This is a genomic window from Marinobacter sp. (genome assembly GCF_046484525.1).
Classification (GTDB): Bacteria; Pseudomonadota; Gammaproteobacteria; order Pseudomonadales; family Oleiphilaceae; genus Marinobacter.
The window spans coordinates 1-25,825 of sequence record NZ_JAWOIS010000005.1 but is presented as its reverse complement, the minus strand read 5'-3'; the positions used below and the strand labels follow the sequence as shown (position 1 = coordinate 25,825).

General features: G+C 60.2%; 22 protein-coding genes. 10 read left to right on the top strand and 12 right to left on the bottom strand.

What is annotated here, in order from left to right; all coding sequences use genetic code 11:
* Positions 1 to 49 precede the first annotated feature (49 nt).
* The 5 genes from R6W86_RS01195 (at position 50) to R6W86_RS01175 (ending at position 4,080) form a co-directional block, all read left to right on the top strand.
* Entirely contained in the window at positions 50 to 607 is a 558-nt protein-coding gene (locus R6W86_RS01195; RefSeq protein WP_410327575.1) for a sigma-70 family RNA polymerase sigma factor, read from the top strand.
* Entirely contained in the window at positions 604 to 1,302 is a 699-nt protein-coding gene (locus R6W86_RS01190; protein WP_410327574.1) for an anti-sigma factor domain-containing protein, read from the top strand. Before R6W86_RS01195 ends, R6W86_RS01190 begins: the two co-directional genes overlap by 4 nt.
* Positions 1,303 to 1,446: 144 nt before the next feature.
* Positions 1,447 to 2,454 carry a methionine ABC transporter ATP-binding protein gene (locus R6W86_RS01185; protein WP_410327573.1) on the top strand — a complete coding sequence of 336 codons (1,008 nt, stop codon included), beginning with the start codon at positions 1,447 to 1,449 and terminating at the stop codon, positions 2,452 to 2,454.
* Positions 2,454 to 3,119: a methionine ABC transporter permease gene (locus R6W86_RS01180; RefSeq protein WP_410327572.1), complete on the top strand. Its 666-nt coding sequence runs from the start codon at positions 2,454 to 2,456 to the stop codon at positions 3,117 to 3,119. Before R6W86_RS01185 ends, R6W86_RS01180 begins: the two co-directional genes overlap by 1 nt.
* Before the next feature lie 178 nt (positions 3,120 to 3,297).
* The gene (locus R6W86_RS01175; RefSeq protein ID WP_410327571.1) at positions 3,298 to 4,080 is read left to right on the top strand and encodes a MetQ/NlpA family ABC transporter substrate-binding protein; all 783 of its coding nucleotides are present in this window, start codon (positions 3,298 to 3,300) and stop codon (positions 4,078 to 4,080) included.
* 56 nt (positions 4,081 to 4,136) lie between these two features.
* Here R6W86_RS01175 and R6W86_RS01170 read toward each other — a convergent pair whose 3' ends face one another.
* A complete protein-coding gene (locus R6W86_RS01170) occupies positions 4,137 to 4,790 on the bottom strand; it encodes a peroxiredoxin (protein ID WP_410327570.1) in 654 nt (217 codons plus the stop codon).
* Between the two features lie 145 nt (positions 4,791 to 4,935).
* Positions 4,936 to 6,300 (bottom strand): alanine/glycine:cation symporter family protein, encoded by a 1,365-nt coding sequence (locus R6W86_RS01165; protein ID WP_410327569.1) that lies wholly within the window; start codon positions 6,298 to 6,300, stop codon positions 4,936 to 4,938.
* Positions 6,301 to 6,500: 200 nt separating this feature from the next.
* Here R6W86_RS01165 and R6W86_RS01160 point away from each other — a divergent pair, with 200 nt between their 5' ends.
* The gene (locus tag R6W86_RS01160; RefSeq protein WP_410327568.1) at positions 6,501 to 6,935 is read left to right on the top strand and encodes a CBS domain-containing protein; all 435 of its coding nucleotides are present in this window, start codon (positions 6,501 to 6,503) and stop codon (positions 6,933 to 6,935) included.
* 27 nt (positions 6,936 to 6,962) lie between these two features.
* Positions 6,963 to 7,808 carry an S-formylglutathione hydrolase gene (fghA, locus tag R6W86_RS01155; RefSeq protein ID WP_410327567.1) on the top strand — a complete coding sequence of 282 codons (846 nt, stop codon included), beginning with the start codon at positions 6,963 to 6,965 and terminating at the stop codon, positions 7,806 to 7,808.
* Here the strand turns inward: fghA and R6W86_RS01150 are convergent, their stop codons facing one another.
* Genes R6W86_RS01150 through R6W86_RS01115 form a run of 8 tightly spaced genes read right to left on the bottom strand, consistent with a single transcriptional unit; the run spans position 7,809 to position 19,840 of the window.
* Positions 7,809 to 10,661: an EAL domain-containing protein gene (locus tag R6W86_RS01150; RefSeq protein WP_410327566.1), complete on the bottom strand. Its 2,853-nt coding sequence runs from the start codon at positions 10,659 to 10,661 to the stop codon at positions 7,809 to 7,811.
* A complete protein-coding gene (locus tag R6W86_RS01145) occupies positions 10,654 to 11,094 on the bottom strand; it encodes a response regulator (protein ID WP_410327565.1) in 441 nt (146 codons plus the stop codon). The genes R6W86_RS01150 and R6W86_RS01145 overlap by 8 nt, the downstream gene beginning before the upstream one ends.
* Complete coding sequence (locus tag R6W86_RS01140) at positions 11,087 to 14,389, bottom strand: PAS domain-containing protein (protein WP_410327564.1); 3,303 nt, start codon at positions 14,387 to 14,389, stop codon at positions 11,087 to 11,089. Before R6W86_RS01140 ends, R6W86_RS01145 begins: the two co-directional genes overlap by 8 nt.
* Positions 14,382 to 16,628, bottom strand: a complete 2,247-nt coding sequence (locus R6W86_RS01135; RefSeq protein WP_410327563.1) for an ATPase, T2SS/T4P/T4SS family — start codon at positions 16,626 to 16,628, stop codon at positions 14,382 to 14,384. Before R6W86_RS01135 ends, R6W86_RS01140 begins: the two co-directional genes overlap by 8 nt.
* Positions 16,629 to 17,765, bottom strand: coding sequence for a sensor histidine kinase (locus R6W86_RS01130; protein WP_410327562.1), 1,137 nt, complete (start codon positions 17,763 to 17,765; stop codon positions 16,629 to 16,631).
* Complete coding sequence (locus R6W86_RS01125; protein WP_410327561.1) at positions 17,758 to 18,426, bottom strand: GTP-binding protein; 669 nt, start codon at positions 18,424 to 18,426, stop codon at positions 17,758 to 17,760. The genes R6W86_RS01130 and R6W86_RS01125 overlap by 8 nt, the downstream gene beginning before the upstream one ends.
* Positions 18,427 to 18,440: 14 nt before the next feature.
* A complete protein-coding gene (locus tag R6W86_RS01120; protein ID WP_410327560.1) occupies positions 18,441 to 18,968 on the bottom strand; it encodes a response regulator in 528 nt (175 codons plus the stop codon).
* A 23-nt stretch (positions 18,969 to 18,991) separates the two neighbouring features.
* Complete coding sequence (locus R6W86_RS01115; RefSeq protein ID WP_410327559.1) at positions 18,992 to 19,840, bottom strand: ATP-binding protein; 849 nt, start codon at positions 19,838 to 19,840, stop codon at positions 18,992 to 18,994.
* A 265-nt stretch (positions 19,841 to 20,105) separates the two neighbouring features.
* Between R6W86_RS01115 and R6W86_RS01110 the strand changes: the two genes are divergently transcribed.
* A complete protein-coding gene (locus tag R6W86_RS01110) occupies positions 20,106 to 21,107 on the top strand; it encodes a GGDEF domain-containing protein (RefSeq protein ID WP_410327558.1) in 1,002 nt (333 codons plus the stop codon).
* Here R6W86_RS01110 and R6W86_RS01105 read toward each other — a convergent pair.
* Entirely contained in the window at positions 21,095 to 22,486 is a 1,392-nt protein-coding gene (locus tag R6W86_RS01105) for an MATE family efflux transporter (protein ID WP_410327557.1), read from the bottom strand. The two genes, R6W86_RS01110 and R6W86_RS01105, sit on opposite strands and share 13 nt — an antisense overlap.
* Positions 22,487 to 22,588: 102 nt before the next feature.
* Between R6W86_RS01105 and R6W86_RS01100 the strand changes: the two genes are divergently transcribed.
* A complete protein-coding gene (locus tag R6W86_RS01100; RefSeq protein ID WP_410327556.1) occupies positions 22,589 to 23,461 on the top strand; it encodes a carboxylate/amino acid/amine transporter in 873 nt (290 codons plus the stop codon).
* 120 nt (positions 23,462 to 23,581) lie between these two features.
* A complete protein-coding gene (locus tag R6W86_RS01095; protein ID WP_410327555.1) occupies positions 23,582 to 24,979 on the top strand; it encodes a sodium-dependent transporter in 1,398 nt (465 codons plus the stop codon).
* A 107-nt stretch (positions 24,980 to 25,086) separates the two neighbouring features.
* On the opposite strand, the gene R6W86_RS01090 is transcribed toward R6W86_RS01095, so the two are convergent.
* On the bottom strand, positions 25,087 to 25,825 hold a 739-nt coding region (locus R6W86_RS01090; protein ID WP_410327554.1), incomplete at its 5' end, for a TRAP transporter large permease subunit.

The window sequence follows — 25,825 nt, the reverse complement described above, 5'->3', positions numbered from 1 at the left end:
CGAGGAACTGCGTATTACCCAGAGATAACGAGGACAATAAGGGGTAGCCATGGCACAGACCGATGCCGATCAGGATCAGCTCATGCGGCTGCTGATGAAGATTGCCCAGCAGGATCGACGGGCGTTCCAGGAGCTGTATGAACACATTGCGGCGCGTATGTTCGGGCTTTGTCTCCGGCTCGGGGGACAGCGGGAGTTGGCGGAGGAGGCGCTTCAGGACGCTTTTATCCAGATCTGGCACCGTGCCGGTGAGTACCACAGTGACCGGGGAGCGCCCCTGAGCTGGATGATGACCATTGCCAGGTACCGCACCCTGGACCTCATCCGTGCGCGCAAGGCGCGCCAAACCACCAACGACGAGGACCTGAATGAGCTGGACGATGGTCGTGAAGGACCGCTGGAGTTTTCACTGCGTGAGTCCGGTGTTGAAAAGTTGACCGGCTGCCTCGACGAGCTGTCCGATGTTCAGCGTGACAGCATCCTGTTGTCCTATTACCGTGGCTTTACCCATGAAGAGCTGGCACAGGCCCTGAGCTCCTCCATCGGTACCGTAAAGAGCTGGATCCGGCGCGGGCTGATGGCATTGAAAAGGTGCCTTGAACAATGAAGAAGACACCGGAACGCATTGAAGCACTGGCGGCAGAATACGTCCTCGGCTCCCTCAGGGGCGCCGCGCGTCGCCGGTTTGAAGAGTGGATGATGGAATCGGCCTGGGTGCGCCGGGAAGTCTGGTTCTGGGAAGAAAAACTCGGTGGGCTGGCTGAGGATGTACCCGAGAATCAGCCTCCTGCTTCTGTCTGGAGAAACATCGAGCGCAGGCTCTGGGGTGCTGAAGAGCGGGCCGGGCAACGTGAGCCTCGTGGTATTGGCCGCTGGTTCTGGCCCAGTTGGAGTGTTCTGGCCACGGCGGGGGTGCTGGTCCTGGCTGTGTTGTTCGTTCAGCAGCCCCGACCGACCGGCGATCAGCTCTCCGGCGCCATCATACAGGCGGACTTGGAAGACCCGCTCTGGCTGGTCAGTGAATCCGGGGCCGAGAATCTGCTGAAGCTGCGTTCGATCGCTGCCAGTGAGGCGGAGCCTGGCAAGGACTACGAACTGTGGGTGGTGCCTGAAAACGGCGAGCCACTCTCCCTCGGGGTCATTCCCGCCGGCGGGGTGCATCAGGTTCGTCTGAACGACGAGGCCCGAAAGGCGCTTTCGCAAAGCCGTACTCTGGCCATCAGTCTGGAGCTGAGGGGTGGCTCACCGACGGGTGCGCCGACAGGACCGATCCTGCACGTGACCAAGCTGTACTCGCTGTAGGTTGAGATCGATCCCTTCGGACCGTGGTTGTAAGGGCATTTACCCATGCCCTCGCCACAGTCTGTAATTCATTCCCATTCGGGTTTGGTCACGGATTGCGCTATAATCGGCGGCTTTTAACGCTGCACCCACAAGGCGCTTACTGTGATTGTATTTGACCAGGTACAGAAGTCGTATCAGGTGGGCGGCCGGGCGATCCCCGCGCTGCACCCCACCGATATGACCATTGAAACCGGCGAGGTGTTCGGCATTGTCGGTCACTCCGGGGCGGGCAAATCCACGCTGGTGCGTCTGATCAATCTGCTGGAGCCGCCCACCGGTGGCCGCATCCTGATCGACGGCGAGGACATCACCGGCTATAACCCGTCCGAGCTTCGGGCCTTCCGCCGCAAGGTGAGCATGATCTTCCAGCACTTCAACCTGCTGTCCTCCAAGACCGTGGCAGACAACATAGCCTTCCCGATGAAGCTGGCAGGCGTCTACTCGAAGACCGAAATCCGGGAACGGGTCGAGGAACTGCTGGCCCGGGTCAGCCTGACCGATCATGCCAACAAGTACCCCTCCCAGCTCTCCGGTGGCCAGAAGCAGCGGGTGGGCATTGCCCGGGCCCTGGCCTGCCGCCCGACCATCCTGCTGTGCGACGAAGCCACCAGCGCCCTGGACCCGCAGACCACCCAATCGGTCCTGAAACTGCTGGCAGACATCAACCGCGAGCTGGGTCTGACCATCGTGCTGATCACCCACGAGATGGACGTGGTGCGCCGGGTCTGCGACCGGGTGGCGGTGATGGATGCCGGCCGTGTGGTGGAAATGGGTCCGGTCAGCGAGGTGTTTCTGCATCCGCAGCATCCCACCACCCGGGATTTCGTGTTCGAGAGCGAGAGCATCGACCATGAGGAACTGCAGGAAGACCTGCAGAAAGCCAACGGCCGCATCCTGCGCCTGACCTTCAAGGGCGAGTCCACCTACCAGCCTCTGCTGGGCAGCGTGGCCCGCAAGTCCGGCGTGGACTTCAGCATCCTGTCCGGCCGCATCGACCACATCAAGGACACTCCCTACGGTCAGCTGACCCTGTCCCTGGTCGGTGGTGACCTGGATGTGGCCATGCAGGAATTCGAAGCCGCCGATGTCCACGTGGAGGTGCTGCGCTGATGGAAGCCTTACTGAGTAACGTCGACTGGAGTGAGATCGGCTGGGCGAGCTGGGACACCCTGGTGATGGTGGGTATGTCCCTGCTGTTCAGCGTGCTGATTGGCCTGCCCATCGGGGTGCTGCTGTTCCTGACCGGCAAGCGCCAGTTGCTGGAACAGCCGGTGGCTTACGCCGTGCTGTCATTTGTCGTGAACGTGCTGCGATCGGTGCCGTTCATCATCCTGTTGATCGTAATGATCCCGTTCACCGTAATGCTGATTGGCACCTCGCTCGGTGTGGCCGGTGCCATCCCGCCCCTGGTGGCTGGGGGCGCGCCCTTCTTCGCCCGGCTGGTGGAAACCTCCCTGCGGGAAGTGGACCGGGGCATTATCGAGGCCACCCAGGCCATGGGTGCCAACGTGCGCCAGATCATCTTCGGGGCTTTACTGCCGGAGGCCCTGCCGGGCATCATCGCCGGCATTACCGTTACTGCCATTACCCTGGTGTCCTATGCCGCCATGTCCGGCGTCATCGGTGGTGGTGGTCTGGGTGACCTGGCCATCCGCTTCGGTTATCAGCGATTCCAGACCGATGTGATGGTTATTACCGTTGCTTTGCTGGTGATTTTTGTTCAGGTGTTGCAGATGGTCGGTGACCGTCTCGTATTGTATTACAGCCGCAAATAAACTCCGTTCTGGATAGGGCCGCGGATGGAGCCCCTTGCCGAAAACGTGGAGCGCCAGGGATGGCGCGACCGAGCCCTACAGGGACGTATTTACGGGCGTTTTTCGGCAAGGGGCTCCATCCGCGGGCCGTATTCCCGGACTGGACCGATTTTTCATGCTGTGTTTTAGGAGATCAGATATGAATTTCAAGAAAACCCTGGCGGCGTTTGCCGCAGCCGCCACCTTTTCCGTTGCCGCTTCCGCCGAGGAGCTGTCCGTGGCAGCGACTCCGGTTCCCCATGCGGAAATCCTGGAATTTGTGAAGCCGACCCTCGCTGAGCAGGGCGTAGAGCTGGACGTGAAAGTGTTCACCGACTACATCCAGCCCAACATCCAGGTGGACCAGAAGCGGATGGACGCCAACTTCTTCCAGCACCAGCCGTACCTGGACGAGTTCAACGAAGGCCGCGGTACCAACCTGGTGACTGTGACCGGCGTTCACGTTGAGCCGTTCGGTGCCTACTCCAGCAAGATTGATTCCCTGGATGCACTGGAAGACGGTGCCGTGGTAGCGATTCCGAATGACCCGACCAACGGTGGCCGTGCCCTGCTTCTGCTGCAGAAGGCCGGTCTGATCAAGCTGAAGGACGCGAGCAAGATCACCGCGACCCCGCGTGACATTGCCGAAAACCCGAAGGATCTGGACTTCAAGGAACTGGAAGCAGCCACCCTGCCGCGCATCCTGAATCAGGTGGACCTCGCCCTGATCAACACCAACTACGCGCTGGAAGCGGGCCTGAACCCGTCTGAAGACGCGCTGGCGATCGAAGGTTCCGAGTCTCCCTACGTGAACATCCTGGTTGCCCGCCCGGACAACAAGGACAGCGAAGCCATGCAGAAGCTGGCAGCAGCGCTGAAGTCCGAGGCCGTGAAGGAATTCATCATGGAGAAGTATGAGGGTGCCGTGGTTCCGGCATTCTGATAGAGATGTAAAAAAGGGGTCAGAAGAAAGCGTTCTTCAGACCCCTTCTTCATTCCTCAGTCACCGCCCCAGTTGGTCTTGGGATCCGGCGTCATGCGCAGGTAGGACTTCACCGCCTTGTAGCCTTGCGGGAACCGTTCCTTGATTTCTTCCTCGTCCTGCAGGGACGGTACGATCACCACGTCACCGCCACGCTCCCAGTTACCCGGGGTTGCGACCTTGTGCTCGTCGGTCAGCTGCAGGGAGTCGATGACCCGCAGCACCTCGTTGAAGTTACGGCCGGTGGACGCCGGATAGGTGATGATCAGGCGTACCTTCTTGTTCGGGTCGATCACGAACAGGGAGCGCACGGTCAGGCTGCTGTCGGCTTTGGGGTGGATCATGTCGTACAGCTCGGAAACCTTGCGGTCCTCGTCGGCGATGATCGGGAAGTTGACCGAGCAGCCCTGGGTTTCCTCGATGTCCTTCACCCATTCCTTGTGGGAGTCGACCGGGTCGACACTCAGGGCGATGGCTTTGACGTTACGCTTGGCGAACTGGTCCTTCAGCTTGGCGGTCAGGCCGAGCTCGGTGGTGCACACCGGGGTAAAGTCGGCCGGATGGGAGAAAAGAACCCCCCAGCTGTCGCCAAGCCAGTCGTAGAAACGGATCTTGCCTTCCGTTGAATCCTGTTCGAAATCCGGTGCGGTGTCTCCAAGACGCAAGCTCATAGATTCTCTCCTCTGATGATCGTTCCGGTTTCTTGAGTGTATACAACTATTCTGGTACCGGATGAGGTGAATGCAAGGGGTCAATGATCCATCTCATCCGAACACTTTTTCACACCGATATAACAGTAACTTAAGGCCCTGAGCTTCAATCAATGCCCAGCGCTTTTTCCCGGGCAAAGTGCTCCCGTGTCAGCTTGAACACCACCGGGCTGAGCAGTAACAGGGCCACCAGGTTGGGCAGTGCCATCATGGCGTTCAGCGTATCGGCCACCAGCCAGACAAATCCCAGGTTCAGGGTGGCGCCTACGGGGATAGCAATGATCCAGGCAACCCGGTAAGGCACAATCGCCTTCACGCCGAACAGGAACTCGATGCTGCGCTCGCCGTAGAACGACCAGCCCAGGATGGTGGTAAAGGCGAACACCGCCAGGGCAATAGCAACAATATAGTTGCCCACACCCGGAAGTGCATCGGCAAACGCCAGGGAGGTGAGTTCCGCCCCGGAAACGCCGCTGGTCCAGGCGCCAGAGGTGATGATCACCAGGCCGGTAATGGTGCAGATGATGATGGTGTCGATGAATGTGCCCAGCATCGCTACCATGCCCTGGTTGATCGGGTCACGGGTCTGGGCGGCGGCATGGGCAATTGGTGCGGAGCCGAGGCCTGCCTCGTTGGAGAAAATGCCCCGGGCGACACCGAATCGGATCGCAGCCCAGACTGCGGCGCCGGCAAAACCGCCTTCGGCGGCAATCGGGCTGAAGGCATGCTTGAACACCAGTGCGATGGCGGCGGGAATGTCCGCGGCGTTGATCGCGAGTACCACGATGCCGGCCAGCAGGTAGGAGATGGCCATCAGCGGAACCAGGGCACTGGCGACGTGGCCGATCCGACGGATACCGCCAATCAGCACCATGCCCACCAGCACCATGAGGATGACGCCGGTGGCCCAGTGGGGCAGGCCGAAGTTGGCCTCCATCACATCTGCCACCGAGTTGGCCTGCACCGTGTTACCGATGCCAAAGCCGGCGATGGCGGCGAAAATGGCAAACAGGACGCCCAGCCAGGACCATTTGCTGCCCAGGCCGTTGCGGATGTAGTACATGGGGCCGCCCACGTGATTGCCGCGCTCATCCACTTCGCGGAAACGAACCGCCAGTACCGCCTCGGAATACTTCGTGGCCATCCCCACCAGGGCGGTCAGCCACATCCAGAACAGGGCGCCCGGTCCACCCAGGAACACCGCGGTGGCGACGCCGGCGATGTTGCCGGTTCCGACGGTTGCCGAGAGAGCGGTCATCAGTGCCTGAAACGGCGGGATTTCACCCTCGGTTTCAGCTCCGGTTGCCTTGCGCCCCTGCCACATGAGGCGGAAGCCGGCTCCCAGTTTCAGCACCGGCATCAGTTTGAGGCCTATGCTGAGGAACAGCCCGACCCCGAGAATCATGATCAGCATGGGAGGGCCCCACACCAGACCGTTGATCTGACCGACAAAGTTTTCAATGGCTGACATGGGGATCTCCCTGCGTTTGCCGTGGGTTGGAAAAGTTGATTTACCCTATGCCGGGTATAACTGATTGAGTTTAGTCGGTTATTTTCACCTGTAAACCGTTTTCACCGAATTGGTTTTCCTTTTGCACCGTGATTGCCTATGTTTAGGGATAGACGGTCTGGTTTGGCCTGCGATGAAAACGGAAGTGGAGGGATTTGCCCATGCGGTCACTGAAAGTATCCGATGTGATGTGGAACCACATTGAGCCGGTTCGCTGCGGCACACCCCTGACGAAGGTGGTCAAGACCCTGCTGACCAACCATGTCACCGGATTGCCGGTGGTGGATGACCAGCGGCGTGTGCTGGGGTTTGTCTCCGAGCAGGATTGCATTCACTCCCTGCTGGTGAGCAGCTATCACTGTGAAGGCGACCCCATCGTGGATGATGTCATGTTCCGTCAGCCCCTGACCATCTCACCGGAGATGGCGGTGGTGGATCTCGCCCAGAACCTGGGTGCCGGCAAGCCGAAAGTGTATCCGGTGGTCGACCATGGCAAACTGATCGGCATTGTCACACGTTCTGCTATCCTGTCCGAGCTGGCCCGAACCGGGTGTGGTCTTGAGTTACCGAAATACGCCAGTGCGGACGAGGACTGAGTTCACCTTTTCAGACCGGGATCCTTTATGGAACTGCTATCTTGCAACGTTTGCTTCGATGGCGAGCATCGCCGTTACCGCCACACCTCCGCGAGCCTCGAATGCGATATGGAATTCGCGGTGTTTCTACCCCCTTCTGCCGTGGGCAGCTCGCCTAAACCGGCACCGGTACTCTACTGGCTGTCGGGGCTGACCTGCACCGACCAGAACTTCATGCAGAAGGCCGGTGCTCAGAAGCTGGCGGCCCGGCTGGGTCTGGCCATCGTCTGCCCGGACACCAGTCCCCGGGGACTCAATCTGCCGGGAGAGGATGACAGCTACGACTTTGGCACCGGCGCCGGATTCTATATCAATGCCACCCAGCAACCCTGGGCACCCCATTACCGAATGTACGATTACGTGGTGAAGGAACTGCCGCAACTGGTGGAGAATGAGTTTCCGGTGACGGATCAGCGGTCAGTCAGTGGTCACTCCATGGGTGGGCACGGGGCCCTGATCTGTGCCCTGAAGAATCCGGGGCGATACCAGTCGGTTTCTGCTTTTGCGCCGATTGCCAACCCCATAGAATGCCCGTGGGGTCAGAAGGCGTTCAGCGGGTTCCTGGGTGAGGACCGATCAAGCTGGGAGCAGTGGGATGCCACCCTGCTGATTCCCACGGCCCGGGAGCGGCTGCCGCTGCTGGTGGACCAGGGTACCGCCGACGAGTTTCTCGAGACCCAGCTCAACCCGGAGGTGCTGGCGGATATCTGTGAAAAGTTTCATCACCACATCAACCTGCGTATGCACCGGGGCTATGACCACAGTTATTTCTTCATCGCCTCGTTCATCGACGATCACCTGAACCACCATGCCAAGGCCCTGGGGCTGATCTGATCAGCCCTGAAGGGCCCGGTGATACTGGAAGGCCTTCTGTACGTGCTCCCGAATCTGCTTGTCATCCCAGGGCTTGGTCAGGAACTTGTAGATCGAGCCCTCGTTAATGGCATCCGTCACCGATTTCAGATCGGTGTAACCGGATAGCACGATGCGGACAGTTTCCGGGTGTATCGCCTTCACCCGGCTGAGGAACTCCGTGCCCGACATTTCCGGCATTCTTTGATCCGAGATGATGACCTGGACATCGTTCTCCGCCAGCAGGCTGAAGGCTTCATGCACGCTGGTGGTGGTCAGGATCCGGTAGCCATCCCCGCGAAGCACCCGGGTCAGTGCCCGCAGAATGTTCGTTTCATCGTCCAGCAACAATAGGGTTTTTTCCAGGCTGTCCTGATCATCGGCAGTCGTGTTGGCGTAGCCGCCCCGGGTGTGCATGTATTCTTCCAGCAGGTTGAGGGGCATTGGTCGGGCGAACAGGAACCCCTGGAGCAGATCGCACTGGTTCCGGCGCAGGAATGCGGCCTGGGCGTCGGTTTCCACCCCTTCCGCCACCACCTCCAGGGACAGGTGATGTGCCATGGAAATCACCCCCTGGGTGATGGCGGCGTCGCTGCGGTCCTGGATGACATCCCGGATGAAAGATCGGTCGATCTTGATCTTGCCGGCCGGCAATAGCTTGATGTAGCTGAGACTGGAAAAACCGGTGCCGAAATCGTCGATGGCAATGCCTACTCCGAGATCTCTCAGATCATGCAGGGTCTTGATCACCTGGTCGGCGTCGTAGAGCACCGCCGACTCGACAATTTCCAGTTCCAGGGCTTCCGGCGGCAGGCCGGAGGCTTCCAGAGTATCGCTTACGGCGTTAATAAACCCGGCTTTGCGTACCTGCATGGGTGACACGTTAACGGCTACTGTGCAGTCCTTGAACCCGGCCTTATGAAGTCGGAGCATGTCTCGGCAGGCCTGCTCCAAGACCCACTGGCCCAGAGTAATGATCTGACCGGTCTCTTCCGCCAGGGGCAGGAAATCCCCGGGTGACACCAGACCCCGCTCCGGATGATCCCAGCGCACCAGGGCTTCCACCGCCCGGGCCTTGCCGGTTCGGGAATCGATCAGTGGCTGGTAAAAGAGGGTGAGTCGATCATTGTCGATGGCATCCTGTAGCTCGTTGCGCAGCTTGACCCGGTAGCTGGCCTCGGTATTGAGCTGCTCGGAAAACCATTGATAGGTGTTCCGTCCCATCTGTTTGGCCCGGTACATGGCCAGGTCGGCCTGCTGGATCAGTTCTGTGGGCTGGCTGATATTGCCGTCGGTGGTGGCGATGCCGATGCTGGCAGTCAGGTGCAGGTTTTCGTCGTTGACGTTATAGGGCGCAGAAAGCGCGCGCATGATCTGCTCGACCACCATCAGGGCATCGTCGTTGCGGGTCAGGTCTGGCAACAACATCACGTACTCGTCACCACTGACCCTGGCCACGGTATCGCCGGTCCGACAGACTTCCTTGAGACGGCGGGCCACCTCAATCAGCAGTTTGTCACCGGTGCGGTGGCCGAGGGAGTCATTGATCAGTTTGAAGCCGTCCAGGTCGATGAACAGCAGGGCCAGGGTTCGCCCGTGGCGCTGTGCGAAGCGGCAGGCCTGTTCCAGGCGATCCTCCAGAAGTGCCCGGTTGGGCAGCTGGGTGAGCACATCATGGCTGGCGTTGTAGGCCAGCTGGTTCTCGACATCCTTGCGCTCGGAAATATCATTCTGAACCCCGACAAAGTGAGTTACTTCGCCCTCGTCGTTCCTGATCGGTGACAGGTACAGGTCGTTCCAGAAGGGCGTGCCGTCCTTGCGGAAGTTGCGTAGCACCACGGATGTCTCACCGCCGGTGGCGAGGGCCTTGCGTATCTCCGTGAGCGCCGGTTCGTTGCTGGGATCGTCGCTATAGCCCTGAAGGAACCGGCAATTGCGCCCCACCGCTTCCTCCGGGCTGAAGCCGGTGATACGCTCGAACGTGGGGTTCACATACACCAGCGGCATGTCCGGTTTCTGGGCATCGGCGATGACAATGCCGTTGGAGCTGGATTCGATGCACTGTTGCAGCAGGCGCAGCCGGCGGTTGTTATCGATCTGCCTGGTCATGTCGGTGACCATCGCCAGATCGAGGGGATGATGATCGAGAACAATACGCTCGGTCAGGAGTTCAACATACAGGCTATCGCCGTTCCGGGTCCGGTGTTCCTCCAGGGCGCTGCCCTCACGCAGGATGACGCCTTCCCGGGGAACGGGGCTGGTATTGCACCGCAGATTCGGCAGTGACAGGTCAACGGCATCTTCGGCCCTGAAGCCATAGAGTGCCATGGCGGCGCGGTTCATGGATTCGATACGCCCCGATTCCGGCTGCACCAGGTACATGGGCGCGGGATTGTTTTCGAACAGCAGGCGGTAATGGGCCTCACTGCTGGCCAGGTCCTCGTTGGCGGCGGCCCGGTCTGCCGCATAGCGAATGCTGCGAATCAGGGTATGGCCATCCAGTCGGCCTTTGACCAGGTAATCCGTTGCGCCCAGTTCCACCGCCCGGGCATCCAGATCGGCGTCCCCCTGGCCGGTGAGCAGGATAAAGGGGGACGTAATCCCTCTGTCCTGGGCTTCCCGGATGACGTCCAGGCCGGAATCCGGGCCCAGACGGAGATCCACCAGGGTGACATCGATCCGCTCCTGCTCCAGGATTTCGAGCCCGGCAGACATGGTGTCGCGCCAGATCAGTTCAACACCTGAGGGGCTGACGTCGTGCAGGAGATCCCGCGTGATCAGGTAATCGTCTTCGTCGTCCTCGATGAGCAGGACACTGAGCATCGGATCAGTCATGTGCCTTGTTAATCCACTGTTTTGTGAGTGACTCTACGACATCCAGCAGATCGCTGTATTTTCTGGGCTTGACGATATAGTCGTTAGCGCCCCGCTGCTGGCAGAAGTCCCGGTCATCCTGATCACTGGATGTGGTCATGATGACCGTAGGCAGTACCTGCAGCCGGGGATTCGACTTGATCTCCTGCAGGGACTGGCGGCCATCCTTGAGCGGCATGTTCAGGTCCAGCAGCAACAGGTCCGGAACCGGGCAGATCTGGCCCTCGCGGTCCGGATGCCGGCCGTGAAGCAAATCCATCAGTTCTTCGCCGTCGTGGACAAAACACAGGGTGCAGTCAGCACACTGGTCCTCGAAGGCTTCCCGGATCATCAGGCAGTCATCCAGGTCGTCATCGGCAACCACCACCAGGGCGGGTTTTCCAGGTCTATCCATCCTTGCTCTGCTCCTGTGCAGGACTACTTGTGAACCGGATCCGGAACGTGGTTCCTTCGCCGGGTGCACTAACCACGGTGATCTCCGCACCGTGGCGATCCAGGATTTTTTTCACGATAGCCATGCCAATCCCGGTACCCACATACCCTTCCCGGCTATGCAGGCGCTGGAACGGATGGAACAGTTTCTGGGTGTAGCGTGGATCGAATCCGATCCCCCGATCCTGCACCACCAGCGTCCAGCCCGAGTCACTGACATCCTCAGCATAGACGGAAATTTCAGGTGGTGTGCCGGGGGCGTGGAATTTGACAGCGTTGCTGAGCAGATTCTGGAACACCTGGCGCAGCTGTGTCGCGTCTCCCACCAGGTCTGGCAGCGGCTGAACCTTGATGCGGGCCTGCTCCCGGGTAATGGCGGTGTCCAGATCCTGCAGCACGCCTGCGAGAACGTCATCGGTGTGGCACAGCGCCATCGGCTTGGCGCGGGTGGTGACCCGGGAGTAACTCAGCAGATCCTCGATCAGCTGTTGCATGCGCCCGGCAGCAGACTGCATGCGGTTGAGGTAGTCCTGTTCGCTCGGGCCGAACTGGTCGGATTTGGTCATCAGTCGGTCGGAGAAAGCCTGGATCTTGCGCAGGGGTTCCTGCAGGTCGTGGGACGCCACGAATGCGAAGTCCTGGAGTTCACGGTTACTTCGTTCCAGCTCGGCCATCGCCGCTTCCAGTTTTTTCTGGGCTTCCTTGCGCTCCCGGATGCTGCGGTAGTAGACCGCGAGGCCCTCGTCGGACGGGTAGGCGCTGACTTCGAGCCAATTATCCAGGGGCGCGTAATACGCTTCAAAAGAAACGGATTCGCCGGTTTCCATGGCATGGCGATATTGGTCATCGAATTCTGTCCCGATGGCCTCGGGAAACATTTCCCACAGACTGTGTCCGATCAGATCTTCCCGCTTTTTGTGGAGGAGTTCCTCTGACTTTCGGTTGACGTACGTAAAGCGCCAGTCGGTATCGAGGGTAAAGAAAGCATCGGTGATACTCTCGAAGATGTTCGCCTGTCGTTCCGCATAGCGCCGGATCTGCTCCATCGCCTGATGGCTGGCGGTGATGTCCTGGAACGCGCCCTGGAGCTTCACCACCTTGCCCTCATCGTCCTGCACCGCATGACCGATGGACCGGACCCAGCGCAGGTTGCCCTTGGCGGTGCGTATCTGCAGCTCCTCATCGAACGGAATGCCGGTTTCCGCGCAAAGCACAACCGCTGCCCGGATCTGCTCCCGGTGTTCGTCGACATAGAAATTGATGGCACCCTCCACGTCCGGCGCCTGGCCCCGGGGAATTTCGTGGATGTCGCAGACGGCATCAGACCAGACCGATTTGCCGGTTGACAGGTCCACTACCCAGCCGCCCAGCAGCGCCAGGCGCTCGGCCAGTTTGAGCAGGGCTTCGTTTTCCCTCAGCTTTTCTTCAATCGCCAGCTGTTCGGTGGTGTCCCTGGCAACCACATAGATCAGGTCGTCGGCACTGAGGATGGCATTGATCTGCAACCAGTGCGGGTTGCCTTCATAGTCCAGCGCCCGGACCAGCAGGTCCATGACCTCATGGCCCTCGGTCAGTGCTTGCACCGCCCGGACGACTTTCTCGTGGTCTTCGGCATGGATCAGATCCATATAGGAACTGCCCAGCAGTTGCTCCCGGGTGTAGCCCAGGGTGTGGACAAATGTTTCGTTGAGCTCGAAGAAATGGCTGTTCAGGTTAACGATGCAGAACATGTCCGGCGACAGTGCGAAAAACTGGTCCCGTTCCCGGGACAGGGTTTCGTTGGTGGTCCGCAGCTCCCGTTCCTCTTCCAGGTGCTGGTTCAGCACTTCGTTCAGTTCCGCCAGGCTTCGGGCTCGTTGTTCGGACTGACGCCAGAAAAAATGCGACAGCATCACCAGGAAGCTCAGTCCCAGGCCGGTGAACAGTACCGCCGGCGGCAGGTAGAGTTCGCCCGGGGGAAGGCTGCCTCTGCGAGTGTAGACCTCGATCCTGCGTTCACTGTCGTGGTGGGGTGTGATCCGATGGGAGGCCAGCAGCGATTCCTGGGTCGGGGGAATATCCGGTGCGCTATCGAAGACGGCCTGGTCGTGATGGTACACCTTGATATGCAGGCTGCCATCATAGTGGGCCGTCAACTTCTCGTAGACGGTCTGGAGATCCACCACGGCAAGAACTGACCACGAATAACTCGGGCCGGGAGTGATCGGAACGGCAATGGCCGCGTGATAACGGTCCTGATTGTCCACCAGTGGTGCACTGAGATGCGCGTTGCGGGACTCGATGGTGTGATCGAGCCAATCCAGGTTTCGCTCGTCCGACAGGAAGATTTCCAGCCAGCCCCGGTAGTCGAGGGTGCGGGATTCGGTGCGCACCGGGCTGTGTTCCCGGTTGAGGATGGTGATCAGCCGAAGGTCCGGGAAGTCACGGAGGTAGCTGCTCACCTCCTGCGCCCAGAACGTCTTCGATGGAACACCGTCGAGCAGCTCCCAGCGCTCGGCCAAGCGACGGACGAGGGCAAGCTTCATGTCGAACTCGGAGTTGCCGGAGGCCTCAAGCTGGCCCGTCAGTGACTCGGCCCGTTCGATCAGACGCTCGCCGGATTGCAGGCGCAAGGCGTGCCAGCTCAGGGTGGTGACCAGGATGCCTAGAATGCCAAGTACGAGCAGACCCTTGGAATAGAACTGTACTTTGCTGTGATAGATGGAATACAGGAACGGCAGGGTCAAGCCCACGAGCATGACCAGCGGGCTGAGAACCAGGGTGGATTCGGTGAAATTGCCCAGCCCCAGGGCGGACAATCCCGGATACCAGTGGGACAGTAGCGACAGCAAACCAAGGCCGAACACCATCGGGCCGCAGACCAGCCCGACAAACCAGCCCCGGGAGAGATGCATGGCGGCCAGTCCGCTCAGGCTGATCAGCAGAATAACCATCAGCAGTAACGGGTTGAGCGCGGCGATGTCCAGCCAGTCGCTCTCGGGTAAACGGGGTGCCAGCGTCAGCAGCGAGCCAAGGGCAATGAGGCCGAGGCCCAGGCCGGTCGCGAGCCAGCGATAGCGTAGCAAGAGCGCCAGGAAGGTGGCGCAAAGGGCCAGGGCGACCAGTCCACCACCGGGGCGCAGCGCCAGCCGGCCGACGCTTTCCGGGCCGCTGACGACGAAATCGATCAGGATGAAGAGGCCCACCGAGCCGAGGGAAATGGCCAGGCTCAGGGTCAGGCAGTACCAGAAGGCCGGTCGCTTGAGCGTGTTAACCATGGAGTACCTGGGGCCCCAGCAGTCGCAGGATTTCGTCGGCGGTGGTCAGGCCGTCCCGGAGTTTTTCCAGGGCATCGTCCAGCAGCACCATCATGCCCTTTTCCCGAGCCAGGGTCTCGATCTGCATGGCGCTGGCGCCTTCGGTAATGGCAATCCGGAGCTCTTCGTTCATCGTCAGCACTTCGTGGATGGCGACCCGACCCTTGTAGCCTTTGTGGCATTTCTCGCAGCCCCGGCCCCGGTAGAAGCGCAGCTCCTCACTCAGGAACTGCGGCCCCAGCTGCTCAAGAGCCTCCGTGGGCCGTTCGGTTTCCTCCCGGCAGTGGGTGCAGATCCGCCGTACAAGGCGCTGGGCAATGATCGCTTCCAGCGCCGAGGCCAACACGAAGGGCTTCAGGCCCAGGTCCAGAAGCCGCGCCACGGTGGCGGCGGCGGAACTGGTATGGAGGGTGGAATAGACCAGGTGGCCGGTCATCGCCGCGTGGAACGCCACATCAGCCGTTTCCTCGTCCCGTATCTCGCCCAGCAGGATCACATCGGGATCCTGGCGCAGGATTGCCCTCAGCACGCTGGCAAAATCCAGTCCGATCCGGTCCTTGACCGGTACCTGGCCGGCCATGTCAACGTGGAACTCCACCGGGTCCTCGATGGTGACGTAATTGCGTTCCGGCGAGGCGTTGTGCTGCAGCAGTGCATACAGGGTGGTGGTCTTACCGCTGCCGGTGGGGCCGGTGGCCAGGATGATGCCCTGGGGCTTCGCGATCACATGCTTGAGCCGGGCCAGGTTGTGTTGGGACAAGCCGAGGTCTTCCAGGGACTGCGCCGAGGACTGGCGCTCCAGTACCCGCATGACCACCTTTTCGCCGTTGATGGTGGGCAGGGTGGAGATCCGCAGGTCGACAATGCGCATCGGGGTCTTGACGGTAATCCGGCCGTCCTGGGGCCTCCGCCGTTCGGTGATGTCCAGCTCGGCCATCACCTTGATGCGTGAGACCACCGACATCAGCAGATTGGTGGGGATGTGGATCTTGTCCTGCAGAACCCCGTCAATCCGGTAGCGCACCACCAGTGACTTGGTGCGGGGGTGGATGTGGATGTCGCTTGCCCCCAGCCGCAGGGCCTCCAGGATGATGGCGTTCACCAGCCGGATTGCGGGCGGTTCCTCGGAGCTGCCCAGCAACTGTTCCAGGGACTCCTGGTCGGTGTCTTCGTCCAGGACGATCTCGATACCCTCATAGGGATCGTCGGAGCCCACCTTGGTGGTGATGTCTTCCAGATCGTTGGTGTCCCCGAAGATCTCGGCCAACTTGGCCTGCATCTGTGAGGTTTCGCACAGCAGGGGGTGGACGGTGTAGCCGGTCATGAACCCCAGTTCGTCGATCAGATTAATGTCCATGGGGTCCACCATGGCCAGGCGTAGCCGCTGGCCACTGACCCGCAGCGGCAGCACCAGCTGGCGGGTACAGATCTTCTGCGGAATCAGGGACAGCAGGCTGAGGTCCGGCTGGAATTCACGCAGATCCACTTCCTCGAACAGCATCTCGTCCCGCAGCAACTCGAAGACCTTCTGAAAGTCCACCCAGTCATGCTTGAGCAGCTGGCGCACTACCGGTGTCTTCTGGCTCTGCATTTCCCGATGCAGCTGCTGGATTTGCTGGGGATTGAGCCAGCCCTTCTTGTGCAGCAGGATGGCGAGCTGGCTGCGGTTAGTGGCAGTCAGCTTGCTGATGGTCTCAAGGTCCCGGCCCTGTTTCTGGGTCTGTTGCTCCAGGGATCGGTTCCGCTGCATCAGCTCGTATTGCTCAAGCGCCAGGGCAATGGTCAGGCGGATGTCGTCGTCGTTCCAGGGTTTGAGGATGAAGCGATAGACCGCGCCATCCTTGATCGAGCCCATCACCGCATCGGTGTTGGCATGGCCCGTGAGCATGATGCGAATGGTCTGGGGCCAGCGCTCCCGGACGTCCCGGAGCAATTCGCTGCCATTCATGCCGGGCATCATGAAGTCGGTCATGATCAGCTCGACCGGCTGCTTTTCCAGGATTTTCAGGGCCTCGTCGGCACTGCGGGCAAACAGTAGTTCGTAGTTTTCCCGCTGGAACACACGGCGCAGGGACGCCAGGATGTTGGGCTCGTCGTCCACCAGCAGCAGGCGATAGGGCGCGGACTTCTCGGCCGGCTTCGAGTCCGGATGCTTGTCGGTGTCGTTTCCGTAGAACAGGGATGCGTAGCGTTTTGCCATTCAGGAACCTTGTTGAACTGGCAGGGTGAGGACGACGCGCGTACCCGCCCCCTCCTGGCTGTCGAGTGTCAGTTGGCCACCGTGGGCGTGGACGGTATCCCGCGCCACGGTGAGCCCCAGGCCGGTGCCGGAACCCACCGGCCGGGTGGTGAAAAAGGCATCGAAAACCTGGCTGCGAACCGCCTCCGGTATGCCGCAGCCGTTGTCCTGGATGATCACCTGGATACCGGTATTGTCCGCCAGGGTCCTGACCAGGATACGGCCATCGTCACCCACTGCCTGGGCCGCATTGTCCAGGAGATTGAACAGGGTCTGGGACAGCCTGGAAGGATGGCCCGGGATACTGGGAAGCTCTACCAGGTTCTCCCCGATGCTCAGGCAGTGGTCGTACTCGGTCTGGATCAGGTGTATCGCACTTTGCAGCAGGCTGTTCAGGTCGCACAGGGCGTTGTCGGCCTGATCGATACTGGAGAAGGTCTTCAGATCGGCGACGATGTGGGCAATGCGATCGGTACCCTCGATCGACTCGCTCAGCAGATCGTTGAAATCTTCGAGCAGTTCCCGGTTCCCGGCGGTTTCCGGCAGCAGGGGCTCCAGGTTCTGCAGGTAGTCCCTGGCCACCCGCAGGTTGCTGCCGATAAACCCGACGGGATTGTTGATCTCGTGAGCGACACCGGCGGCCAGGTGACCGACGGAACGCAGTCGGGCACTCTCGTACAGTTCCTGCTGGGTCTGGCGGATCACGGCGACCTGCTCCTCCACTTGCTGCTGCAACTGGTCAGACAGTTCCCGGTACTTTGTCTCCGAGGCCCTGAGGGCCTCATTCTGGCGTTGAAGCTCCGCATAGCTGGCTTCGGTGGTGTCATGGTGGATGTTGGCGGCCAGCCGATATTTGGCCACAAACAACATCAGGAACGACACAAGTTCGGCTGCGGCCTCACGTTCCCCGGCAGAGGCGCCACCGTTCAGCCAGCCGATGGTTTCCAGGTTGAATTCCAACGGAACGGCATCCCTGGTGCGGTTTTCGCTGATCGTCACCGGTTCCCGGCACAGGGCGCTCAACCCGGCGCTCAGCCGACGGATCTGATCCGGGGTCAGCAGGTCTGACAGCGTCGGATCGTCCTCGAAGTTACGCATCATTCACTCCGTGACTGGCACTCAGTCGGCTAATGAAGCTGGCCCGATCAATGTCGTGCCTGCCGGCAAGATCAAACTCGGCATTGACGCCCGTATAAAGCCGATCGAGCAGGAACCGGAAGGTTTCGATAACACCCTTGCCCTGCAGCGCGGAGGCCATGGCCAGCGGCGCCCAGGGCGTGCCGGCCCAGCGGGACTGGAGTTCGGTCTCGTCCACCACCGCGGGCAGGTCCCGCTTGTTGAATTGCACCACCATGGGCAGGGTGTCGATATCCAGGCCCACTTTGTCCAGGTTGTCCTCCAGGTTGCCGAAAGCAATGGCGTTGTTGTCCTGCTGTGCGACCTGGGAGTCGGCCACGAATATCACGCCATCGGCCCGGGACAATACCGCCTTTCGGGTACTGTCGTGCTGGACCTGCCCGGGCACGGTATAGAGCTTGAGCCTGAGGTCCAGACCGGAGCGACTGCGAAGACCGAGAGGCAGCATGTCGAAAAACAGGGTACGGTCGTCCCGGGTCTCGAGCACCATAAGCTCACCTTTCCGCTCGGGATTGAGCAGGGAATGCAGCTGCACCAGGTTGGTGGTCTTGCCGCTCAGGGCTGGGCCGTAGAACACCACCTTCAGGGCGAGCTTGTTATCTTCCGGGCTGAAATCAGGCATTGCGTAGGTCCGGTTCAGTCATGGTCGCCAATCAGCACCAAGCCATCGGCATCCCGCTGGACCCTGGTGATGCCCGGGTTCTCTGTTTCCAGTCGCAACAGTTCTGCCTCACGGGCCCGGAGCATGTTTTTCTGTCGTTCGTTTTCCTCCCGCAGGCGCTGGTTTTCCTGTTTCAGTTGATACAGGTCGATGGCGGAGCGGATGGCGCTTACCACCTCATGGTCTTCCCAGGGCTTGGACAGGTACCGATGCACCTCGGCCTGGTTGATGGCCTTGATCATGGAGTCCCGGTCACCGTAGGCGCTGAGCACCAGGCGGATGGCATCCGGCTGACGCTGTTTGGCAAACTGCAGGTAGGTGACGCCGTCGGCGGTAGGCATCCGGTAATCCGAGACAATCACCGCGTACTCGTGTTCCAGAAGGCTGCCGAGCGCTTCCTCGACATTGTCGTAGGTGTGGACTTCCCAGCCCTCGGGTTTGAGCAGCCGGCGCAAGGCGCTGAGAATGTTGCGTTCATCGTCCACCAGCTGGATCTTGATCATGGCTCTTCTCCGTGTCGCCGGGGTTATTCGTTAACGGTGTCTGGCTGAGTGACCGGCAAAGTCAGGCGGAAGCAGGTGCCTTCACCGGACGTGCTTTCCAGGTCAAGGCTGCCCTGATGTTTTTCGATAATGTTGAAAGACAGGGAAAGACCCAGTCCCGTACCTTTGCCGACCGGCTTGGTGGTAAAGAACGGTTCGAAAATCCGGTGCCGGTGCTCCGGCGAGATGCCTTTGCCCGTGTCCTGAACCTCGATGACGACAGTGTCATCTTCCTGGCGGGTGCGAATGGTGATCCGGCCAAAGCTTTCAATCGCGTGGGCGGCGTTGACCAGCAGGTTCATCACCACCTGGTTGATCTGGGAAATGATGCACTCCACGTCTGGTAGTTCACCGAACTCCCGCACCACCTCGGCCTTGTATTTCAGTTCGTTGTTGACCACGTTCAGCGTGGTTTCGATGCCCCGATGGATATCCGCCGGCTTGAACTCTTCCTCCTCGATGTGGGAGAAGTCCTTCATCGCCGCGATGATGGTCTTGACCCGCTCGATACCCTCCCGGGACTCCGCGAGCAGATCCCGTAGATCGTCCCTCAGATAATCGTAGTCAATGTTCTGCTTGATCAGCCGGAGATCGTCCAGGGACCTGGCGCTGTCCACCGCTTCGGTCAAACGGAAAAGATCATTGAGGTAGGTGTCCAGGGTTTGCAGGTTTGAATAGACGTAGCCTACGGGGTTGTTGATCTCGTGGGCGACGCCGGCGGCTAGCTGGCCAATGGCAGCCAGTTTTTCGGACTGCAGCAGTTGCTGGTTCGCCTGTTCGAGGCGGGCGTTGAGCACTTCCTGATCTGACTGGGGAGTAGGGGCGTTGGACATAGACAACCGTAACCGTGAATTTTCAGCTGATCCCAGTATAGATGCCCGTTTTTTACTGCTTGGTAAATTTTGGTTTCCGGAATGCGGAGTTACGTTATCAAACCCATGTAAATTGTGTGGGGTTTCGGTCTGTTCGGTGAAATGTTGCGTACTAACCTGTATGCACCATGAAACATTGTTAAAAAATAGCCAGACATGACGACCTGTCGGGCCTGTTCAGCTACGCTTGAGACCACCACGCGACCCTTGTCGGAAACCTTTTCCCATGTTTCAACGCCTTAGATCGGATTTCCGCCTTTCCATCATTACCTTGCTGGGGCTGAGCGCCTTTCTGGGTATCACGCCTTTTGCCGTATTGCGCTTTCACCAGGGCGATGTGGTGACGGGCGTGGTTGATGTCCTGATCCTTTGTGGCGTCTGCGGCGGTGTGGTCTATGCGTGGATGACCGGCGATACCCGGCGCAGCGGGTTCGTGATGGCCATTGTGGCCTCATTCGGGGCCGTTGTGGTGGCGGGCCTGGTGGGTGACCCCGGGCTGTTCTGGCTCTATCCTTGCCTGATTACCAGTTTCTTTCTGACCCAACCCCGGGTCGCCATCGCCATCAATGTCGCCGCAGTGGTGCTGATGGTTGCCCTGGGGGATTTCTCCAGCCTTGAACAGATGGGCTCCTTCATCTCCACTGTCCTGGTGGTCAGTGCCTGCACCTTTGTCTTTGCCAGTCGCAATGAGGATCAGCGCCGGCGTCTGGAACATCTGGCCATTATCGATCCGCTGACCGGTGTGAAGAACCGGCGGGCCATGGACGAGGAACTGGCCATTGCCCAGGCCCATGCCAGCCGGACCGGTATTTCCTGTGCCCTGATCCTGCTGGATATCGATCATTTCAAGCAGATCAATGACGAGTATGGTCACAGTGTCGGTGATGCGGTTCTTGTCAATCTGGTCAATGTGCTCCGAAGGAACACCCGGAAGTCCGATCAGCTGTTCCGCTATGGTGGTGAAGAGTTCGTTCTGCTGCTCCCGGCCATCGATGGGTCGGGGCTCAAGACGGTGATCGGCAACGTGCAGCAGCTGCTGCGCAACCATGTGAAGCATCCGGGAGGTTCAATCACTGCGTCCTTCGGAGTCGCCGAGCTGGATTGGGGTGAACGCGTGGAAAGCTGGCTTGCCCGGGCCGACGATGCCCTGTACCAGGCCAAGGAGGCCGGCCGGGACCAGGCAGTGTTCGCGGAGCCCGGGGTTCGGGGAGTGCCTCAGTCGGCCTGATTCGGCCTATAGCGAAAAAGGCGCCAGGCCAGCAGCAGGCTTGCAGAGGTCAGGCCACAGGTCAGACCCACCCAGAAGCCGGCTGCCCCCATGGCGGGCACGATCCAGTCCGTGAAGGTCAGGGTATAACCCAGCGGCAGGCCAATTCCCCAGAACGAAAACAGCATGATGAACATGGGAATCCGGGTGTCCTTGTAACCCCGCAGGGCGCTGATGCAGGTTACTTGTACCACATCGGCCACCTGGAACAGCGCGGCAAAGCCCAGCAGGGCGACAGTGACCGAACGAACGTCTGCCTCCCCCGAATACAACGCGGCAATTTCCGGGGAAAAGGTGTAAAGCAGGGTGGCAAAGACCAGGGCAATGGCTGCCGCCAACACCAGTGAGCTGCGGGAAATGAGCCGGGCACTGTCCGGCGCCCGGGCACCGATAAGGAAGCTCACCCTCAGGGTCAGTGCCATGCCCAGACTCAATGGCAACATGAACAGCAGCGACACCACGTTCAGGGCAATCTGGTGGCCCGCGACCACCACCGGACCGAGGGGCGCCAGGAACAGGGCAATGACCGCGAACATGCTGGCTTCCACGAAAATGGTGAAGCCGATCGGCACGCCGATACGCAGGATGTAATCCAGACCCGCCCGGTTCGGGGCGGCCCAATCGGCAACCAGGTGGAAGCTCCGGTACACCCGGCTCCGGTTCAGGTAGACCAGCATCGCCATCGCAGCAAAGCCATTGGATAATGAGGTGGCCCAGCCACACCCTATGCCACCCATGGCCGGAAGCCCGAGCTTGCCATAAATGAAGATGTAGTTCAGGGGCAGGTTGATCAGGGTGCTGAGTACTGAGAACGCCATGATCACCCGGGTATGCCCCAGACCATCTGTCAGTCCTCTCAAGGCAGCCATCAGCAATATGGCCGGAACGCCCCAGGCAAAGGCATCCAGGTAACCCTGGGTGATGCGGGTGGTATTGGCGTCCAGTTCCAGCAGTGTGAGTACCGGCTTCACATTGATCAGCAACAGGATCATGATCACCGAGCCGCCGGCGGCGAGGTAGAGGCCCTGCCAGGTGGCCGGCATGATCTTTTCGCGGCTGCCTGCGCCGTTGTAGCCGGAGATGATCGGTTGCAGGGCGCTCAAGGCCCCCATGAAAAACAGGAACAGCGGCATCCACAGGCTGCTGCCGATACCCACGGCGGCCAGGTCCTCGGCGCTGGCATGACCGGCCATGACGGTATCGATCACCCCGTTCGCCATCTGGGCAACCTGCGCGATGAGGATCGGTCCGCCAAGAATGGCCAGGGTACGCCACTCGGCAAGGACCCGGCTCAGTAGCGGTTGCCGGGCTTCGGGTAATGGCTGGTGGGTTTCGTCCATCGCGGCGATCGGCCCTTTGGTATCCGTGGTATGAAAGAGGCCTGCATCCTACCGGAAAAGCGGTTAAAGTACGCGCCTCGGTTAATGGGAGAGATTATCAACATGGGTTTGCTGATTTTTGTTACGGTTCTCTGGGCATTCTCCTTCAGCCTGATAGGAGAATTCCTCGCCGGGCAAGTAGACAGTGATTTTGCGGTGCTGACACGGGTTCTGATCGCGTCACTGATCTTTCTGCCCTTTACCCGCTGGCGCGGTGTGCCGTCCGGACTCAAGCTGGGTATTCTGGTGACCGGTATGCTGCAGTTCGGGGTGACCTACCTGTGTCTTTACCGCTCGTTCAGCTACCTGACGGTTCCGGAAGTCCTGCTGTTCACCATTTTCACGCCCCTGTATGTAACCCTGATCGATGACGCGCTGTTCCGCCGTTTTTCGCCGGTGGCCCTGCTGGCTGCGGCCATTGCCACCCTTGGGGCGGGGATCATCCGGTATGACGGCCTGAGCCAGGACTTTGTCACCGGCTTCCTGTTGTTGCAGGTGGCCAACTTTACCTTTGCCGCCGGCCAGGTGGGCTACAAGCACGTGATGCAGCGGTATCCGCTGGATCTGGGCTCGTTCCGGACCTTCGGTTATTTCTTCTTCGGCGCGCTGATCATTGCCCTGCCTTCGTTCCTGATCTTCGGTAACCCGGAGCGGTTGCCGTCCACCGGTCTGCAGTGGGGTGTGCTGGCGTGGCTCGGATTTGCCGCCTCGGGCCTGGGGCTGTTCCTGTGGAATCGGGGGGCGTGCAAGGTGGATGCCGGCACCCTGGCAATCATGAACAATGCGCTGGTACCGGCCGGCCTGCTGGTTAACCTGTTGATCTGGAACCGGGATGCGGATTTGCTGCGCCTCGCCATTGGTGGTGCGGTCATCGTGCTCTCCCTGTGGGTGAATGCCCGCTTCCATCCCCGGGCCCGTCTGGCCGCTACCACCTGATCCCAGCCAGCACTGGCATCGGCACGCCAGTGCTGGCAGAATCCCGCTCCAACAGCCCGGGCCTGCCCCGGGCGCTCGATCTTTTTTTCAATTCCTTAGCCAAAAGCAGAGGAAACCAACATGTCTCAATCCAACTCCGTGTCGGGTAACGGCGATTACACCGCTCGTGGCCTCTGGTCGTCCCGACTGGCGTTCATTCTGGCGGCTACCGGTTCTGCCGTTGGTCTGGGCAACGTCTGGAAATTCCCCTACGTCACCGGTGAGAACGGTGGTGGCGCCTTTGTCCTGGTGTACCTGCTGTGTATCGCCATCATCGGCATTCCCATCATGATGGCCGAGGTATTCATCGGCCGGAACGGCCGTCACGACCCGATCACCAGCTTCCGTCTGGTGGCGGAGCGCAACCTGGCCTCCCCGCTCTGGCGGATCTCGGCGATTGTCGGCATGCTTGCTGCCTTTATCATCCTTTCCTTCTATTCGGTGATTGGTGGTTGGGCCGCCTCCTACATTGGCCACGCCGCCGCCGGTGACTTTACCGGTGGTACCGCCGAGTCCATCGGTGACCTGTTCGGCGGCCTGCTCGGCAGCCCGGTGCAACTGCTGATCTGGCACACGGTGTTCATGGCACTGGTGGTGCTGGTGGTTTCCCGGGGTCTGAAGGGTGGTCTGGAGCGCGCTGCGACCATCCTCATGCCGGCGCTGTTCATCCTGCTGCTGGTTGCGGTGGGCTATGCCACCACCACCGGTCATTTCGGTGAGGCGGTCAGCTTCCTGTTCAGTCCGAACTTCGGCGCTCTTACCGTCAGCGGTGTGCTGGTTGCCCTCGGCCACGCTTTCTTCACCCTGAGCCTGGGTATGGCGATCATGATGGCCTACGGCTCCTATCTGGGCCCGGATGTGTCCATCGGCCGTACCGCCATCAGCGTCGCGATCATGGATACCGGGGTTGCCCTGCTGGCGGGCCTGGCCATTTTCCCGGTGGTGTTTGCCAATGGTCTGGAAGCCGGTGCCGGCCCCGGTCTGATCTTCCAGACCCTGCCGCTGGCGTTTGGCAACATGCCCTTTGGCAGCCTGTTTGGTGCCCTGTTCTTCGTGCTATTGCTGTTCGCAGCCTGGACTTCGGGCATTTCCCTGCTGGAGCCGGTAGTCGAGTGGGTTGAGGAAAAGACCAGCCTTGCCCGTACCGGCAGCGCGGTTCTGGTGGGTGTGCTGTGCTGGGCACTGGGCATTGCCTCGATCCTGTCCCTGAATGTGTGGTCCGATATTACCCCGCTGGCCATGTTCGACCGTTTTGAGGGCAAGACCATCTTTGACCTGCTGGACTACGTCACCGCCAACATCATGTTGCCGCTGTCCGGCCTGCTGACGGCCCTGTTCGTCGGCTGGTTCGTGGCCCGGGAGTCACTCAAGTCCGATCTGGCGCTGACCGGTGGCGCCTTCGGCCTGTGGTACAACCTGATCCGGTTCGTGACCCCGATTGCCGTGGTGATCGTGTTCATCTACAACCTGATGGTCTGAACCCATCTCCCGGTCGCGGGCCCTCGGGCCGGCCGGGAAATGGATATAAAAAAGCCCGGTGGAGGATATCCGCCGGGCTTTTTTTGTTGCCTGTCAGGCTGATCTGGTCAGAAGAACAGATCCGGCAGCCAGGTGGCAATCTCCGGGAAGATCATGATCAGGATGAAGCCGATGATCTCCACAATGACGAAGGGAATGATCGACTTGTAGATATCCTTCATGGTGATCGACGGTGGCACGATGCCCTTCAGATAGAACAGGTTGAAGCCGAAGGGCGGCGTCATGTAGCCGATTTCCATGTTGATGATAAAGAGGATTCCGAACCATATCGGGTCGAACCCGTAGGCGGTCACCACCGGCAGGAATATGGGGATGCAGATCATCATGATGCCGGCCGGGTCCAGCACCATGGCCAGGATAAAGATGATGATCTGGATAAAGATGATCGTTCCCCAGCGGCCGCCGGGCACATACGCCATCAGGTGCTCGATCAGGTGGGGGGCGCCCATGCTGTGATAGGCGGCGGTGAAACAATAGGCGCCGAAGAGGATCCACATGATCATGCCGGTGAGTCGGAAGGTCCTCAGGCAGGCCTCAACGATCACGGACCGGCTCAGTTGGCGATAGACCAGGCCGGAAATGATGGCGCCCAGCACGCCCACGCCGGCCGCCTCGGTGGGCGTGGCGACGCCGAAGACGATGGAGCCCAGCACCATGATGACGATCACGACGGGTAAAATTACCGCCTTGACCGACCGAAACTTGCGCCGCCAGTCGCCCCGCTCCTCGGCCGGAATGGGGGGGCCCAAGTGGGGCTGGAAAAAGCAGCGCACGCCGATGTAGATC